Origin of the sequence: Cupriavidus pinatubonensis, assembly GCF_019602855.1 — a bacterium.
Taxonomy (GTDB): Bacteria; Pseudomonadota; Gammaproteobacteria; order Burkholderiales; family Burkholderiaceae; genus Cupriavidus; species Cupriavidus pinatubonensis.
This window is the reverse complement of record NZ_CP080768.1, coordinates 76,527-92,445: the sequence shown is the minus strand read 5'-3', so window position 1 is coordinate 92,445 and position 15,919 is coordinate 76,527. Positions and strand designations below refer to the sequence as shown.

Sequence of the window (15,919 nt, the reverse complement as noted above, 5' to 3'; positions counted from 1 at the left end):
CCATGCCCGCCAAATAAGCGGGCATACCTTTTTCTAAAGGGAGAACGACAATGGATCGCTCGATCCGGCGCAACCAAGCGCTCATCTTCCTGGCCCTGACGCTGGGCCTTGCGCTTTTTTCGTGGTCGGCGCACAGCTGGGCGCAGTCGGTTGGCGACATGCCAACATATGACCAGATCCAGGCCGCTGGCTCAGGCGCGGACGATAAGGCGCGCAACATCCTCAACAACATGCTGGGCCAGTTCGGGGAGAATCCGTTCGCGGCGGTTGGGCCGCCCACCGAGCTGCTCGGGAAGATGTTCTTCATCTTCAATGCCTGCCTGTTCGTGGTTGGGGCATCGTGGGTTGGCTATCACTGCCTGGCGGGTATCGCGCAGACCGCGCACGAGGGAGAGGTTCTCGGCAAGCGCTTGAGCTCGCTGTGGCTGCCTATCCGTATGACGATTGGCGTTGGCGGGATGCTGCCCGTGTTTGGCGGCTTCTCGCTAGCTCAGTCGGTCATGATGATGGTGGGGATATTGGGTATTGGTATCGCGAACCTGCTCTCTACGTCGGCCATCGACAGCGCAGCCGAGTTCGAGGCCCTGGTGCCGCCACCGGCAATCGCCCAGGGGGTAGGGCAAGTCGGCTTTACAGGCGAGCTCGGGCGCGACCTTTTTGCGATGCATGTTTGTACGTTGCTGAGCAACGACTACCGAAGCAAGACAGGACAGCCGACACAGGACATCGCGTTCGACGGTACCAGGCTGGTTGCGCCGGATTCCTGCGGAAGCATCACGATTGTCACGCATGGGAAAAGTGACCGGTCGGGTTATAGCTTGGTGGGCTTTCGCAACGCAGCTGTGGACTATGACAAGATCGCTGCCATCGCCGACCGCACCAACCAGCAATATCCGCAAATGCTGCAGTCGGTGAACAGCAGTGTCCAGCAGTTGGCACAAGCCTGGTTCGAAGTCTACGCGGCGGAAGACGGCCAGACGCACATGCGTATCAACCCGGTGCCCACTTATCCGGACATGGATGTGGCCACCACGATGGTCGATGCGCAGAACCGGTTCTTGGCCGGCGTACGTGGCGATTCGAAGGAGGATAGTGCGCTCAAGGACCGGGCGCTTGCGAATATGAAGCAGGGCGGATGGGCGACCATTGGCTCCTGGTATAGCGCCTTCGCGGAAATGAACGCGGCGATTCAGACGGCGATGACCCAGACGACACTGCAGGTGCAAAGTCCTGAGGAGGCGCTTGCTGTCGCCGGGGGCCAGCGGATCGAGTCAGTGTCTGATGGACTAAAGTCGCTTGGCATCAAGGCAAGCACGGCGGTGGCCAGCCGGGCCGGCGATTTCTGCGACGAGCCAGGGCTCTTGTCGAGTGTTAGCAACCGCGTTGGCAACGCTGTCGGTGCTGGGACGGCAACCGGCAATTGCTCAGTTGGACAGGCCATTATCATGATGATTACCAATGGCGTGGCAGCTGATTCGGGCGGATCGGGGATGATCAACCCGTTGATCGCGGCCAAGAACCTGGGTGACTGGCTGCTAGTCGGCGTTCAGGGGGCATATGCCCTCACAGTAGCGGCGCGAAGCACCCCAGTCGGGGCCGCGGCAGGTGTGGCTGGGCAAGTCGCTTCCGAGAGTGCCGGTGCCACATCCGCGGGACTGGGAAGTAAGTTGTTGAAGTTGACTGGGATTTTTGGAACGATCGCGAGTGACTTCGGCTCAGTTGCTCCGATGCTGCTCGGTGCGCTGCTGGTGATCGGGATGTTCCTCTCGTTCTATGTACCGTTCATCCCGTTTGTTACCTGGTTCACCGGCCTGGTCAGCTACTTCGCTAGTTTCATCGAGGGTTTGATCGCTGCCCAGGTCTGGGCCTTTTCCCACCTCCATGCCGAGGGCGAGGGCCTTGGCCAGCGGACAGAAAAGGGCTATCTCTATGTCCTCAACATGCTTCTTCGCCCGGGGCTTATGGTGCTCGGATTCTTCTTTGCTTCCGCAGCTTCGGTTCTGGTCGGCACCCTGTTGTTTCAGATGTTCGGACCGGCCCTTGCCAATGTCCAAGGCAATTCGGCAACCGGTGTGCTTAGCATCATCGGCTTCTTCTGCATCTTCCTGATGTTGCTGGTGCTGATGCTGCAGATCTTGTTCAACCTAATCTATGAACTGCCCGACCGGGTGATTGCTTGGTTCGGGAGCGGGATGGAGGCGCGCATGGCCAAGGAACTCGACCACAAAGTCGAATCGACCGTAACTAACTTCGCCAGGTGGGGCGGCCACGCGGCAATGCCGAGAGGGTAGAGAGCTACGGATCTGGTTCCCCAAAGATAAAGGCCCGCTGCGAAGCGGGCTTTTTTTGTGCGCCCAGCATGGGCGCACTCCTGCGGGTGCAAGTCCCGCCGTAAGTTGATCACAGCGAACGAAGTGAAGCGCAACTGCGAAAGGGCGACCGATCGTGGGGAGGAAGCGTGGAGCGAAGCTGCGAGCCGAGGGACACGAACCGGATAGAAGGCGGTGCCAACCAGGACGAGCGGGCAAAAATCCGCGAAGTTCTCGTGATCAAGGGGAGGCGGCGTAAATCCGGCGGTTGTGCAGTGATGGAGTGCGTTCTTACCTGGGGAGATCTCGCCTCATGCCTGAAAGGGCGACGGCGTCGAGCCGGAGCGAGAAGTCAGCAGAGGTCGAAGTAGTTGGGGGTAGCGCCGGGAAGGCTTGAGTCCTCCGACGAAGGACCGAACGAGAGGGAGTGTTCGAAGCCGTGTCGATGCAACAGGCATTGCGTCAGAAGCCCGCGCCAGCGGGGCGGGAGGGGGTAGCGGACGGTGAAGCCGGCCGGGAACTCGCTCGTGACGAAGCCTGCGGCCCGCGACGCGAATCGGAGGACACAGGGTCGGCGCTGCTGGCAGCGGCGCTGACGCGAGAGAACCTGAAGCAGGCGTTCAAGCGGGTCAGACGCAACAAAGGTGCCGCTGGCGTGGATGGTCTGGATATTGATCAGACCGCTCGCTATCTGGTGTCGGCGTGGCCAGAGATTCGCCAGCAACTGCTCAAGGGGACGTACCGGCCTAGTCCGGTACGGCGGGTAACGATACCGAAGCCGGACGGAGGCGAGCGCGAGCTTGGTATCCCGACGGTGACGGATCGGCTGATCCAGCAGGCGCTGCTGCAGGTGCTGCAGCCAATTCTGGACCCCACCTTCAGCGAACACAGCTACGGCTTCCGTCCCGGCAGGCGTGCGCACGACGCGGTGTTAGCCGCGCAGTCGTATGTGCAGTCGGGGCGGCGAGTGGTGGTGGACGTGGACCTGGAGAAATTCTTTGACCGGGTCAACCACGACATCCTGATTGACCGCCTACAGAAGCGCATCGGGGACGCCGGAGTCATCCGGCTGATCCGGGTGTATCTGAACAGCGGGCTGATGGATGACGGGGTAGTGCTGCAACGGTACGAGGGCACGCCGCAAGGCGGGCCGCTGTCGCCGTTGCTGGCCAATGTTCTGCTCGATGAGGTGGACAAGGCGTTGGAGCGTCGCGGTCATTGCTTCGTGCGCTACGCCGATGATGCGAACGTGTATGTGCGCAGTCGGCGGGCGGGCGAGCGGGTGATGGCGCTATTGCGGCGGCTGTATGGCGATCTGCGCCTGAAGGTCAACGAGGCAAAGAGCGGAGTAGCGAGCGCCTTTGGCCGCAAGTTCCTAGGCTACGACTTCTGGGCGGGCCCGAATGGTGCGGTCAAGCGCGGCGTGGCAGCCAAACCACTGCTGGCATTCAAGCAACGCATCCGCGAACTGACCCGCCGTTCCGGCGGACGCAGTTTGCAGGCAGTGGTGGAACGGCTGCGGCGCTATGTTCTGGGCTGGAAAGCATACTTCCGGTTGGCGCAAACACCCAAGGTCTGGCGAAAGCTTGACGAGTGGATGCGTCACCGGCTGAGGGCGATTCAGCTCAAGCACTGGCGCCGTGGTCGGGTCATTTACCGCGAGTTGCGTTCGCTGGGTGCTACAGCGGAGGCCGCCAGGCAAGCAGCAGCGAGTAGCCGGTGCTGGTGGCGCAACAGCGGGGACACGCTGAACCGAGTCCTGACCATCGCCTACTTCGATCAGTTGGGCATGCCTCGTCTCACTTAACCTCAACCTCTCGAACCGCCCGGTGCGGACCCGCATGCCGGGTGGTGTGGCAGGGGCGCAGCCACGATGGCTGCCCCCTATGCCGATTTCGTCGATCCTCTCGCCGAGGCTTCTGCCGGAGGGGTCTCCGCCAGAATCGGAGGCATCTCGAAGCGGAACCCCTTTCTGCCCAAAGTCTAGGCAGGTCACCACTAACTTCAGTGTCGAAGGTAGATGAGCCATATCAAGATTCGAAGAGTGATTATGGAAAAACCGATCCAGCCGCAAATCTTGGCTGCAAAGCCAGGGAACCCTTGCCATAGGTACTTTTCTATTTCCCCGTTTGGCTGGCCGGCGGCAACCGGATGCTTGCCAATCATTAGCGCCAAATCCTCGGCAACCCCCAATGGGCCTGCAATGACGACGATTGATGCTATATAGAACGCTGTCTTCTCGTAGCCGAGCCAACCGGCAACAAACGCCATCGCAAATCCGCCTATTATCCCTATGCGTATTATCATTGCGCTAGCATTACTGAAGACGCCGGGACCGAATTTGTAAGCTTTACCATATAGAGAGGTCGTCACCACGGTGAAAATCGCAAGCGCGCATCCCAAAATTTCGAGATGCGCGGGATTTAAGGCTTTTACATTACCCGTCAGAAGCGCACGACCAAGCTCAAAAGGAATGTAGCCTAATGCGACCGCGGAGAATAACGTGGCAGGCAGCAAGACAGCCATGGTCAAGGGGCGGGAATTGATAACACCCTTGATGGCGGCGGTCTGTGCAGCGACAACGCCCGGACCGATAGCGGCCATTATGGCGGTGAAAGGCCCGGCACCCGTCTCCGACATGTTGTGATTGGTGAACTTCATAATGTGTCCCAGTATTAGCCGACCACGCAAAGTGGGGCGAATTAAGTTCTTGCATTCAGTCGGGCAGTAGAATACCCGGTACAGCAGCGGATCTTCCACCCCACGATCTCATGATGCCGCACCAGGGGGGGTACCACGCAAATCTTTTTTTCCCAACCCAGGGCACCGGGGCTATGCCGGTTAGACGGCTCCCGCCGGCGCGGGTATATTTCGACTCAAGCTGGTAAAGTGATCTACATGATGACGACTTCCACGACTCTCGACACCTCCGGTCTGAAGCTGCAAAGGCAACTCCTCCAGCGCTTGGCCAACGCAGCCGTCGCAAGCTCCGGGCGACTCGCCGAGGAGATCTCGCAAACCTTCGCGGCCATCGACTCGCATCTCCAGTACCCACGGCGGGCGAGCTGGGGCGCGGACTGCGAATGGCTGCTCAGCGGGCTGCAGGCTACCAGCCGTACCGCTTTGGACCTCCTGGTCTATGTTGGACACCGGACGCAGGCCGAGTCTGAAGGCATTCAGCGCCGACTTATGGTGACCATCCAGCTAGCGAGGGCGCAGGCGCAGGCGGCGGGCGACACGGTCGCGCCGATTATTGCCGCGAGCCGGATCACTTCATTGGTCGCCCGAGCCAAGGAGGACGTCACCTCATTCTACGATGATCTACGGGACGCTCGAGCACTTGAGCACGAGCCTCGGCAACGCGCACTGTAAGCGGGCTCGCTGAGCTGGCACTCGTCAGCTCTCTCCACCGGCCGGTACCGCAACCGGCCTCCACTCTTACGCGAATTGGCCCAATGCCAGGTACTCGCGCACGTCATTGCTCCCTGGGGTTGCCCCGTTTCATCGGACAGATTCGCATTGGAATTTTATGTCGATGGGTCTTCTCCTTGTGATGGGGCAGTGTAGGCCCGGTGTAGCGCCGGATTCATGCCATTGACGGGCAGCTTTTCAAACTCCTGCGGAGACCGATATCCCAGTGCGCTGTGCAGGCGATGCGAGTTGTACCAACCCTCGATCCAGGTGAACAATGCCTGACGGGCGTCGTCGTGCGTGGCGAAGCGCGAACGCATCAGCAGCTCGCATTCGAGCGTGGCGAAGAAGGACTCGCACATGGCGTTGTCGTAGGCATCGCCCACCGAGCCCATCGAAGGCTGAACGCCAGCCTCGCGGCAACGTCGCCCGAAGGCAACAGACGTGTATTGGCAGCCCTGGTCCGAGTGGTGAATCACTGCACTGGGATGTCGCTGCGCCAGCGCCATGTCCAGCGCTTGCAGCATCAGTGCGGTGCGCAGATGACTACCCATGGCCCAACCTACGATGCGTCGGCTGTACACGTCCAACACGACAGCCAGATAGTAAAAGCCGGCAACGGTCGGAATGTATGTCGCATCGGCGACCCACAGCTGATTGGGCGCATCGGCAGAGAAGTGTCGCTGCACCAGATCGGGCGCGGGTCTGCCCGCTGGCGCACGGTGGGTGGTGCAAATGAAGCGCGGCCGGCAAGCCCCGCGCAGGCCGGCCTCACGCATCAGACGCGCCACGCGCTTGCGCCCGACGTGGATACCTTGGCGCAGCAGCGTGGCATGCACACGTGGCATCCCATAGGTACCGCGCGAGCGGGCGTGAATCTCACGGATTTGCGCGAGCAACAGCTTGTCACTCACGGCATGAGCGCTCGGACGTCGTTCCATCCATGCATGGAAGCCGCTGCGCGAGACCTTAAGCAGCCGCGCCATGGTGGACAGCGGAAAGCGGTCCTGATTTGCCTTCATGAACTCGAACCCTTGTCGGGCAGCGTGTCGGTCTCCCGGGCAAACCAGGCCGCGGCTTTTGCAAGTATCTCCCTCTCCATTTTGAGTTGCCGGTTCTCACGGCGCAGCCGCGTGAGTTCCTGGCGCTCCGCCGTGGTCAGGCCGTCCTGACGAACGCCGGCATCGCGATCCGCTTGGGCAACCCAGTTGTAGATCGTCTGGGCCGTGGGTTCGAACTCCTTGGCCAGATCCTCCGGGCGGCGACCTGCATGGACCAAGTCAACCATTTGCTGACGGAAGACCGCACTGTACGGTGGGCGCGTTTTCGGCATGGTGCACCTCCTGCTTACTCAAGATAGGCACTGTCCGAAAAAGCGGGTCACCTCCACCCAACTCCGCGTGTTAGCGCGTGTCCAAGGCCATTTAGCGGTCGCGCGGGCCTTCGCACCGAATTCTTGGTGATGCCATACCCGCGCTTTGTGGCGCGTCGAAGGGCCTCCAAACGCGTCCAAGGGCCGCCACGCGCCTCCAAGCGCGGTTAAGGCCTTTCAAGGGCGGTGACGGGCGGTGAATGGCGGTGAATGGCGGTGACGGGCAGTGAAGGGCATAGAGGCGCGTAGGGCCGCAACGCAACGCACGGCTGAAGGGGTTGCACGAACGAGATGCGGAAAGATACCTGGCCAACCAAATCACGTCGGTCGAGCACGGGCTATCAAGCAGTGAACACGACCAGAGTAATACCGGGCGCTGTTCAATACGAAGGCCGCGCTGTTCAATACTAAGCCGGCGCTGTTCAATGCTAAGAGCACGCTGACCGCGCAGTCTTCGCACTAAGTCATTGAAACAAAGCAGAAAACGGGGATTGTTCAGCATCCGCGAAGCTCACACTTTAACTAAACCTATCTCACATCGACCTCACATCGCATCTTTCTATGTGAGTTTTTGCATTTCTTTTTATTCTACTGTCCGCGTTGCGTCGACTTTGGTCGGGCGTTGTAGCAAGGATTGGCGTGGAGATAGCTCATGCGACCGTCGATAGAAAGCATGTCATTGGTCATCGGCGCTCTTAGTAAGCCGTCCCAAGAGTAGGAAGGCGGAAGAGATCTGTCCTAAAAGAGCTCACACTCTTCGTCGTTAAAGAGCTCTCATTAAAGTCATATCACTCAATGCACCTCACCTCACGTGTGTAGTAAAGTCGACGGTGCAGAAGCGTCAAATTTGGAAATGGCAAAAAATGATTAAGTGTGAAGACGAGTTTGAGCGCAAGTCCGACGCTGAAGACCGGCTTGAAGCAGGGGAGGACGGGGCTATTACGCAGCTTCCCCCGGGGCGAATCCGCATAGTCAGCCAGTTCGACTTTAGGTCGCCTGCCGAGAGGGGCCCGATACCGTCTTACGTCCTGACGCAAATGCCACATCGACGAGGTGGGCTTGGGGCAGAAGAAGATTCGAAGAACGGTGTCCGGTTAGCGGATTCGTCGGGCGAAAAGCCTGGCCGTCGAACGCATCCAATCAATGCCACATCTGGCAAGGCGTTCGGGCCAGCTGTTCAGAGGGTCTCCGATGAGATGCTGCATCGCTATCACAAGGCGGTCGACTCGCTGTGGAGGCGGATCGTAGCTGAAGAGGGGGACTCCACCAGGCACCGTATTGTCGGGCCACTTGAGATCGTAGACCTCCTGCTGCGCCGCGCGCCTGAAATGCGACCGTCCACATGGAACACGACCAGATCTGCGGTGCTCTACTGGCTGGAGGGAATGCCCGAGGCTGAGGACGCGATACAGGCAAGGGTGATCTTGCTAACTGGTTGCCCAAAGGATGGCTTCAAGGGGCCCAAACCCGGAACAACAGCAACGCGCTATTCATCCAAGTCCCAGCGCAAGCGTACGTTCTCAAAGCGAGAGTTTGATCGATTCCTCCGATATCTGGACCAGCGCGCATTGGCGTCGCCAAGAACGATCAGCCCAGGAGCACTGACCGCTGCATGGTTGCGCGCTGGCCTTGCCTCGGGGCTCCGTCCCGTTGAATGGGAACAGGCCGTGTGGGCCGATGAGTCCATGACCCAGTTGCGGGTGAGGACTGCAAAACAGCGACTGAGGAAGGCAGACTGGACTGCAGGGCTGGCCAGGTTAGAAATAGATCTGGAGCCGGCAGAGGCGAATGAAATGCCGCCGCCAAAATATCGATTGGTCAGAATTATTGAGTCGGATCGAGGAAATGTCGACAAATTCATGATAATGCTACGCGTGCTCATTGAAGGCGGGGAGGATTACCGAACTATTTATAACCGAGTGCGTAGATATCTTTGGGATTCATCGGTCGCGGTATTCGGTCAGCAAGGCACGCGATTCTCTCTGTATCTGATGCGGGGTCAATTTGGGGCAAACAGAAAATCGCGTCAAGGTACGGTGGCAACCGCGGAAGAAATGGGAAATTCTCCATTAAAGGCGAGCGGATATTATGGAAAGGTAATACACGCACACCGAACTGGTGGTTCTGGCGGACAAAGACCAGTTGAGAGTCCGAGCGCTTCTCGTGGCGAAGCACCTGGGAACTAAAGGAGTGAAAATTGTATGGCCGGGTGATAACTGCTATCGGTATCGCCTCACTCGTTCTCTGAACTTTGTTCGCGGATGAAATGTCCGATTGATGATCGTTTCTGGGCGGTATTCGCAATAGTAGGGGCTCGATCACAGGGCCCCTCACTTCGCTTCGTCTGGGATCCCTTGCCGTAGATCTAGCCCAGCATCCACGCGGGCACTGCATCCTGAGCGCTCTGTCAAAAGCGCCGTTATGCATATCCGGCAGCGGCGCGGCTCGGAAGACACAAACACAGCCAGTCCATTGCATCAAAGCTGTCCATTTGCTTTTCTGTCGGGACCTGGGGTCAAGCGCGAAGGATTGGTTGCGCGGCGGCGGATCTTGCTCAGGCTTCAACTGTGCCCAGACTTCACAACGCCTATCCGGGCATCGCGTCGTCGCTGAGTAGGACTTCTCCAATACTCGGCGGTGGTCAACTTACGGACCCGTCTGGGAGCTATTTATTCGGCGCGAAAGCGATTGCAGCCGGGATAAATGCCGTATTGCGGCTTAACCGAACATGCTTTGCCTCGGCGCGGGTTTGCAAAATACTTGCGACGGTCTCCTCGCGTTCGGTAGGCTGGGTTCATCGATCTAACCGCCCGTGAGTCCGCCATGCAGCCTATCTACGCATCCCTGACGTTCACCCTCATCAGTTTGCTCCTGATCGTGTCAACCATCGTCGCGCCGTTAGCCGCCTACGCGGGGGGCCAGCTTAAGGAGATGCTTGGAGAGGGGGTGGCATTTGAAGGTGAACGAGCAGCCCACGTTGCTGCCGCCTTCCTGGTGGCCCTGCTGACGACTGTCGGTTACTGCGCGGACACCGTCGCGCCGCCGGCCTGGACGGGCGTGCTCTGCGTGGGTGCTGCCTACGCGCCAGTTGCGTGGCTGGTCGTTCGGACTGGGCGCAGTATCCGAGTTTCCGCGTCCCTACGACGGTTGCGGGCTGCCCTCTGACGCGTTGGTGCCGCGATCCTGCGGCTGCCGACCTGACACAAACCCAATGGAGCTTTCGATGACTACCGTATTCGAGAATCACGGGATGGCGTGCCCGAACTGTGGAGATGACAACTGCCTCAACGTTGAGATTCAGTCCGTTGCCCGCCTACTGCCCACCGGCACCGACATCGTGGGCGATCAGGAGTGGAGCGACAGGAGCCACGTGATCTGCGACGCCTGCGGGCATGAGGGTCCTGTCTCCAAGTTCTCCGGTCGCAAAGCGAAGATGGCCCGTCAGTTGCGCAGCCTGCGCGACCTCATCGACCGCACTATGTGGGATCACGTCTACCAGGAGAGCGAGGGGATCTTGCCAGGCCCCGACTGCGAGTACACGGCGGCGCTGGCGAGCATCGATGCGCTGCTGGCAGACGGCAAGGGGACTCACCTGGTTGCAGGGGCTTGACGATGAGCGATAACGCCAAGGTCCAGTGCGTCACTCCACGGTGCGTCGGTGACATTGAGAAGTATGGGCAGCGATACGACTCAGTAGCTCCGGTGTCGCAGGGATTTGAGCCAGCGCAGGTCGCCGGCGCTACCGACCACTGCTCCAGGTGCGGTGGGTTCTTCGTAGCGGGTGCCTGGCGCCACGTATGCAGTGGCTGTGGGGCGGAAGTGCAACCCGGCGAGTTGCGCGGCTTATTTGCGCCCTCTCGATGCGCAGCCTGTGACAGCAAGGTTGTAGCAGAGCAGCGCGCAACGGGAGGGGTTTGCCAGGGCTGTAAGCAGGTGTTTGCCTATTGCTGCTGTTGAGCCTGCCAGTGAGGCCCCCTAAGGCCAATTCGGGATAGCGGGGCAGGCAGAACCATTGGCTCGTGACGTCCAGGCCGAAGGCCCGAGCTGCACCGGGACAGTTTGCGGCTCATGCCCTCGAAATTTGCGGGGGTCCCCGACCAGTCCGTAGTCTGACCCTATCAAGTCACTGCCTGCATTTCCGTTACATCAGGCACGGCGACTCCTCAGCCTTGGTCAGCAATTGGACAAAAATGAAGAAGAAAGCGATTCGCATGGCGATGCCTGTGGCAACTCTACTGTGGTGCGGTGCCGCGGCGGCCGGAGGTAGTGAAATCTCCACGGGCGCCCAAACCCCTCTCACCCCGGTAATCCTTCCTCCGCAGATGAGCGTGCCTGAGCCGACCTACGCGCGGGGGTCGGGGCAACTTGCCATTTTTAAGGCGGTCAACGCGTTGCGTGAACAGCTCGGCGTCGGATTGCTGGCCCAGGACACCATGCTTGACACCGCGGCACAAGCGCACGCGGTCTACCTCAGTAGCAACAGTGTGTCGCAGCACGAGGAGGCGGCTGACAAGCCGGGGTTCTATGACGTGAACCCGTTGTTTCGCGCGCGCCGGGCTGGCGCCCCGGCGGCTCAATGGGTGGGCGAGGCGGTCGCGGCGGCCAAAGGCGGCAGCGATTCGGACATCGGCCAGCGGTGCTTCGATCAGTGGTATCACACCGTCTACCACTTGCTGGGGCTGGTGGGGAACCAGGAGTCCGTGGGTGTTGGCTACAGCGAGAGAGGCGCCCTGGGCCTGAACTTGTGTGTCGTGGACTTCGGCACGCTCACGGGCGCCCAAGAGAACCCCGCGGCCAACGGCGTGCCATATGTCGGAGGTCAGCACTTCGACGCAGGTACGTTCGTCACGGTGCCGCGCGGTGGGGAGATCAATGTGCAGCCTGGCTTCAATGCCGAAGGGGAATCCCCTGATCCAGCACCTGACCTGAAAGCGCCCGGTCGCCCGCTGATGGTCTACGCAAACGGCGCGCTCGCGGAAATCCTGTCCGTGGGGACATTCAAGGTGGTTGGTCCGAATGGTGCGGAGGTGCCAGCGCGGACTTTGGTATCCCCGGCGGCCAAGGCGGCAGGCTCAGATGGTGCCGGCGACCCTTACATCAGGAACAACGCCGCCTTCCTCTTGCCGCTCGCGCCGCTAGCGGATGGCGTTACCTACACCGCAACGTTTGCGGGGACGCGCGCGGGCAAGTCTGTAAGCTTCTCCTGGTCGTTCACCACATCAGAAGGTGTCACTATCGCCCAGCGGTAAGGCAACGCGCCGCGGCGGCGGATGAAGCGGGGACAACCCCCACTTGCAACGATCTTGCAACTGGAGCCGCCACCCTATCTGGAGTGCGCCATATCCCCGTAAGCCTAATTGACAAAAAAGGGCTGCAAGGTCACAGCGCCCATACGCTACACGATGCGATCGCGCACATCGCGCGGACTTCAACTAACCGCTTCTTTTTCAACATCTATAGCAATGATGAATCCACTCCAACATGCCAAGGTCGTATGGAATACCGTCTCCGATCTACCGATCCAACAGGCCTCTGCCGCTTTAGCGTTCGTCCTGGTCGTCGCCGTGGTAGCTGTACTGATGCACGAGGGAGCGCACTGGAGCGTGGCAAGGATTTTTGGCGTTTCTGGGCAGTTTCGGATCTTCGCAAGGCGGGGAGAATCGCGGCTCTGGTTTCTGTCAGTCTTTGCGATCAAATTCAGGGAGGAAGATGTTCCCGCATTGAGCCACGGGCAGTGGCGAGCTGTGGCGGCGGCAGGCCCCTTCGTGGACGTCTCCGTGGCATTGAGCTGCTTTACCTTTGGACTCGATCTCCCTGGGCCAGTGTGGCTTACAGCCGGCGTCGCCTTGGGCGGGCTGCTCTATTTCCTATCCGCGTTGATGAACAGCGTTCCCTTGCCGTTTCTCAAGAATGATGGGTGGGTAGTCGTTCGACCATCGGTTGTCTACAAGGACTGACCGAAATCGCTACGGGGTAAGACATGATTCGCAACCGCCATCCGGCGGGACGGCTCGGCAACATGGATCACCGTTTCTCGGCTGCAAGCCCGCGCATCCATTCGCCAACTAAAGGCTGCTGCGCAAGGGCGCTGACGAGTCGCCCGGAGCCCACAGGTTTAGTGTGTATAAAAATACTAGCCTGGTTTGTGGGGCTCCCCGTCCATCTCCCATCGCTAACAGAGAGACTGCGAGAGCTGCCCCCGTCATCAGCGAGGGACAGCAAGGGAATCCGCCCACACTGGAGAAAAATGTATGTTGAAGAAGTACAGGACATATTTCGTCGAACTGCCCTTGGGACTCGTCCTGGTGTGTGGCTTCATCTACCTCCACGTCACGCCAGAGAATTACGTAGAGATGTTCCTGACTTTTGCGCTCGCGCTGGGCGTGCTTGGCATCGTCGAGACCATCATCCATGAAGGCGGGCACATCCTTTGCGGCCTCTGGTACGGCGTGCCACTTTACAAGCTCCAGATCGGCTTTGGTCCAGTGGTCCTCAGTCGCGAAATCCGTGGCGTGCCGGTTGTCGCCTGCAAGTTTCCGTTCGGCGGCCGGGTGGACTTTCAATATTTGCCGATTTCGAGGCCGCAAAGAATCGTGATGTACGCGGGAGGGGTCGGTGCCTCGATCATTGGGGCTACTGTCATCTGGCTCCTCATTCCGGCCCGCCTTGAATGGTTGGGTACCGAAGTGGTAATGGCGTTTGCGGTCTTCAATCTTGTCAATATCTTCGGAACTGCCCCGGAAGGAGCCGCTTCCGATGGTTCGGCAATCCGTGGGCTGCTCAGCTACCGGGCCGCGCCCTCGTCCGAGCCGCATTCCGGCCAATGACTTCCGACACCACGCCGCCGACGGCACGCGATAAAGAGCTGCTGGCGATGCCATCCATTACGACGCTGTTGCCAATTGAGTTTGCCAATGGCGCGAGATGGACAGAGCTGGAGTTCCTCTGTCGAGGATGCAACCGTGTGTTGCCAGATGAGCGGCTATTCGGTTCGGTTACACGTCCCCTGGGGGGCGTGGCCGTCGTGGAAGCGGTTGGGGTATGCGGGGAATGCGGCCTCGGCACCAGGTTCATGTACCGATTCCACGAAGACATGAGGATCACAGGGCAGCGCAACGGGCGATGGTTGACGTGGGTGCCAGGCTCGAACTCGCCTCTGGAACGAGTCATATCTGCTTTCCGCAGGTGGATTCGAAGGGTTTGAACTCTTGGTAGCACGCCGGCGCTCCACGGGCTAGGCGAGCAGGTAAATTCTCATCAGCGCAAACCGGACAGGAGGAGCCAGCCGAGGGCCTTGTGACTGGCGCTGCCGGGCCACCAATACCATACCCTCGCTGAGGGCCAACCGGTCGCGGCCTCACCTGGAATCCCGAAGACTGCTGCCAAGTCGATTGGCGGCGAGTAAAGGATGCTAAGGGAGCCGGACCGGGGTTTGTTCCTGTCGGCTCCCGTTCCAAACCCGGCTTACCGGGTTGCTTCCGCAGCCAGCGCCATCAAACCGCTGCCGACCAGGCCACGCAGGGTTGCGCGAACCTCGTTATCGGTGATGCCGGCCAGGAGCCCCTCCACTTGCTTCAACAGGCAGCCAGCGGCTTTGGTTGGATCGCCTGCTTCGAGGGCTTCGTCCACGCTCTCTCCAACGTTCAGCGTGGTGCTGGACTGGCTACTCATGCGGATATGGCGGCCGCGATAGTCGCCGTGACCTCCAAACTCAAAGAGGCGCGGCTTATCGCAATGCCAGCAGCCCTCGATCTTCATGGCCTTGAGGCCGTGCCCGTCATCAAAGCAGAGGGCGATGTCGAATAGCACCGAGAGTTCCGCGCTTCCACTGAAGGAGAACTTTTCGATGAGATCGCAGATTACCTCGTTCTCATCCGCACCGAAGTGTGACGCCAAGCTGGCGAGATAGTCTTCAATGCAAGGCGCGTCTGGTACAGACAGGCCCTTCTCCACGACCAGCTCCTCCAGCTTGTCGCAAATATCGTCCCAATCAGGCTGATTGCTCTCCGACATGTGCGAAATGTACGCCGAACCATTGCCAGGGATGTTCGGATCAAGATTGAAGCCTCCGAACAGAGCCGTAATGACCGGGGTCACCTTGCTCAGGACCAATACACCGGTTGCATCAAAGTAGTTGTTTGCCATCGCTATCTTCCTGGTTTGGGAGGGAGATACAGCCCGCCGGACCGATCGCCACTCGGATTGAGTTTGTGCAATTGATCCTACGCATCGACCACGGAACGGCGCAAACGATCCTGGGCCTCGCCAGGTGACTGCCTCTGTGACACCGCCAAACTCCCAAATTTGCGTCCGTCCCTCCTGAATTCGTAGGCTGATCTCATCAAATCGCCCGGAGAGAACAGTGCAAACCGAGCAAGCGCAAACCCACACTCAAGCCGCATCAGACCTCGCCAGCGGCTCCACCAGGGCATTCCATATGGCCGTGTCCTGCGAGAACGAACACGCAGAGCGGCCCGACTTTGCCACGTTCCGCGGCGACCTGTGGGAACTGCGCCGTGAGGTTCAGCGGCTACAGCGTGCCTGCCTGGACAATGGTCTGTTCGCCGCTTCCATCCTGTATCCGAGGTTGCATGTCGAATGGCACGATCCGAGTTCGCGGTTCCAGGTGGAGTCCGCGCGCCTCGTCGTGGATCGGTATGGCGATTTTCGCTGGGAGGGCCGCACTCGCCACGCGGGCAATCGAGTGGCTACGATCGAGACATCGCTGCTGGTACTCACGCAGAGCGCAGAGTCTGGGGATCAGGCGATCTATCAGGATAGCGACGTTGAAGAGGCCGTCTTGGATGCGGAGGCCAGCCGTGGCTAG

At 59.8% G+C, this 15,919-nt stretch carries 10 protein-coding genes and 1 pseudogene; 8 read left to right on the top strand and 3 right to left on the bottom strand.

Going from position 1 to position 15,919, the window contains the following annotated elements; all coding sequences use genetic code 11:
• Positions 1–50 precede the first annotated feature (50 nt).
• A complete protein-coding gene (locus K2O51_RS31220; protein ID WP_220631885.1) occupies positions 51–2,291 on the top strand; it encodes a DotA/TraY family protein in 2,241 nt (746 codons plus the stop codon).
• 457 nt (positions 2,292–2,748) lie between these two features.
• Entirely contained in the window at positions 2,749–4,116 is a 1,368-nt protein-coding gene (ltrA, locus tag K2O51_RS31215) for a group II intron reverse transcriptase/maturase (protein WP_220631910.1), read from the top strand.
• Between the two features lie 197 nt (positions 4,117–4,313).
• On the opposite strand, the gene K2O51_RS31210 is transcribed toward ltrA, so the two are convergent.
• The gene (locus K2O51_RS31210; protein WP_220631884.1) at positions 4,314–4,970 is read right to left on the bottom strand and encodes a hypothetical protein; all 657 of its coding nucleotides are present in this window, start codon (positions 4,968–4,970) and stop codon (positions 4,314–4,316) included.
• Between the two features lie 237 nt (positions 4,971–5,207).
• Here K2O51_RS31210 and K2O51_RS31205 point away from each other — a divergent pair, with 237 nt between their 5' ends.
• Positions 5,208–5,681, top strand: coding sequence for a hypothetical protein (locus tag K2O51_RS31205; protein ID WP_220631883.1), 474 nt, complete (start codon positions 5,208–5,210; stop codon positions 5,679–5,681).
• 233 nt (positions 5,682–5,914) lie between these two features.
• On the opposite strand, the pseudogene K2O51_RS31200 reads toward K2O51_RS31205, so the two are convergent.
• Positions 5,915–7,053, bottom strand: a pseudogene (locus tag K2O51_RS31200) (IS3 family transposase); the annotation flags it as partial.
• A 3,262-nt stretch (positions 7,054–10,315) separates the two neighbouring features.
• Between K2O51_RS31200 and K2O51_RS31195 the strand changes: the two are divergent.
• The 4 genes from K2O51_RS31195 to K2O51_RS31180 all read left to right on the top strand — a co-directional run bounded on the left by K2O51_RS31195 (position 10,316) and on the right by K2O51_RS31180 (position 13,919).
• The gene (locus K2O51_RS31195; RefSeq protein WP_220631882.1) at positions 10,316–10,702 is read left to right on the top strand and encodes a hypothetical protein; all 387 of its coding nucleotides are present in this window, start codon (positions 10,316–10,318) and stop codon (positions 10,700–10,702) included.
• Between the two features lie 580 nt (positions 10,703–11,282).
• Positions 11,283–12,341, top strand: coding sequence for a CAP domain-containing protein (locus tag K2O51_RS31190; protein ID WP_245001984.1), 1,059 nt, complete (start codon positions 11,283–11,285; stop codon positions 12,339–12,341).
• Positions 12,342–12,554: 213 nt separating this feature from the next.
• On the top strand, positions 12,555–13,049 hold the full coding sequence (locus K2O51_RS31185) for a zinc metalloprotease (RefSeq protein ID WP_220631881.1): 495 nt from the start codon (positions 12,555–12,557) through the stop codon (positions 13,047–13,049).
• A 294-nt stretch (positions 13,050–13,343) separates the two neighbouring features.
• The gene (locus K2O51_RS31180; RefSeq protein ID WP_220631880.1) at positions 13,344–13,919 is read left to right on the top strand and encodes a site-2 protease family protein; all 576 of its coding nucleotides are present in this window, start codon (positions 13,344–13,346) and stop codon (positions 13,917–13,919) included.
• Positions 13,920–14,556: 637 nt separating this feature from the next.
• On the opposite strand, the gene K2O51_RS31175 is transcribed toward K2O51_RS31180, so the two are convergent.
• Positions 14,557–15,237 carry a hypothetical protein gene (locus K2O51_RS31175; protein ID WP_220631879.1) on the bottom strand — a complete coding sequence of 227 codons (681 nt, stop codon included), beginning with the start codon at positions 15,235–15,237 and terminating at the stop codon, positions 14,557–14,559.
• A gap of 217 nt (positions 15,238–15,454) precedes the next feature.
• Between K2O51_RS31175 and K2O51_RS31170 the strand changes: the two genes are divergently transcribed.
• Complete coding sequence (locus K2O51_RS31170) at positions 15,455–15,919, top strand: hypothetical protein (protein ID WP_220631878.1); 465 nt, start codon at positions 15,455–15,457, stop codon at positions 15,917–15,919.

Excerpts from the sequence above, each read along its gene's own strand:
- K2O51_RS31175 (WP_220631879.1), bottom strand. The coding sequence starts at position 15,237 with ATGGCAAACAACTACTTTGATGCAACCGGTGTATTGGTCCTGAGCAAG.
- K2O51_RS31195 (WP_220631882.1), top strand. The coding sequence starts at position 10,316 with ATGACTACCGTATTCGAGAATCACGGGATGGCGTGCCCGAACTGTGGA.
- K2O51_RS31180 (WP_220631880.1), top strand. The coding sequence starts at position 13,344 with ATGTTGAAGAAGTACAGGACATATTTCGTCGAACTGCCCTTGGGACTC.
- K2O51_RS31220 (WP_220631885.1), top strand. The coding sequence starts at position 51 with ATGGATCGCTCGATCCGGCGCAACCAAGCGCTCATCTTCCTGGCCCTG.
- K2O51_RS31205 (WP_220631883.1), top strand. The coding sequence starts at position 5,208 with ATGATGACGACTTCCACGACTCTCGACACCTCCGGTCTGAAGCTGCAA.
- K2O51_RS31185 (WP_220631881.1), top strand. The coding sequence starts at position 12,555 with ATGATGAATCCACTCCAACATGCCAAGGTCGTATGGAATACCGTCTCC.
- K2O51_RS31190 (WP_245001984.1), top strand. The coding sequence starts at position 11,283 with ATGAAGAAGAAAGCGATTCGCATGGCGATGCCTGTGGCAACTCTACTG.
- K2O51_RS31210 (WP_220631884.1), bottom strand. The coding sequence starts at position 4,970 with ATGAAGTTCACCAATCACAACATGTCGGAGACGGGTGCCGGGCCTTTC.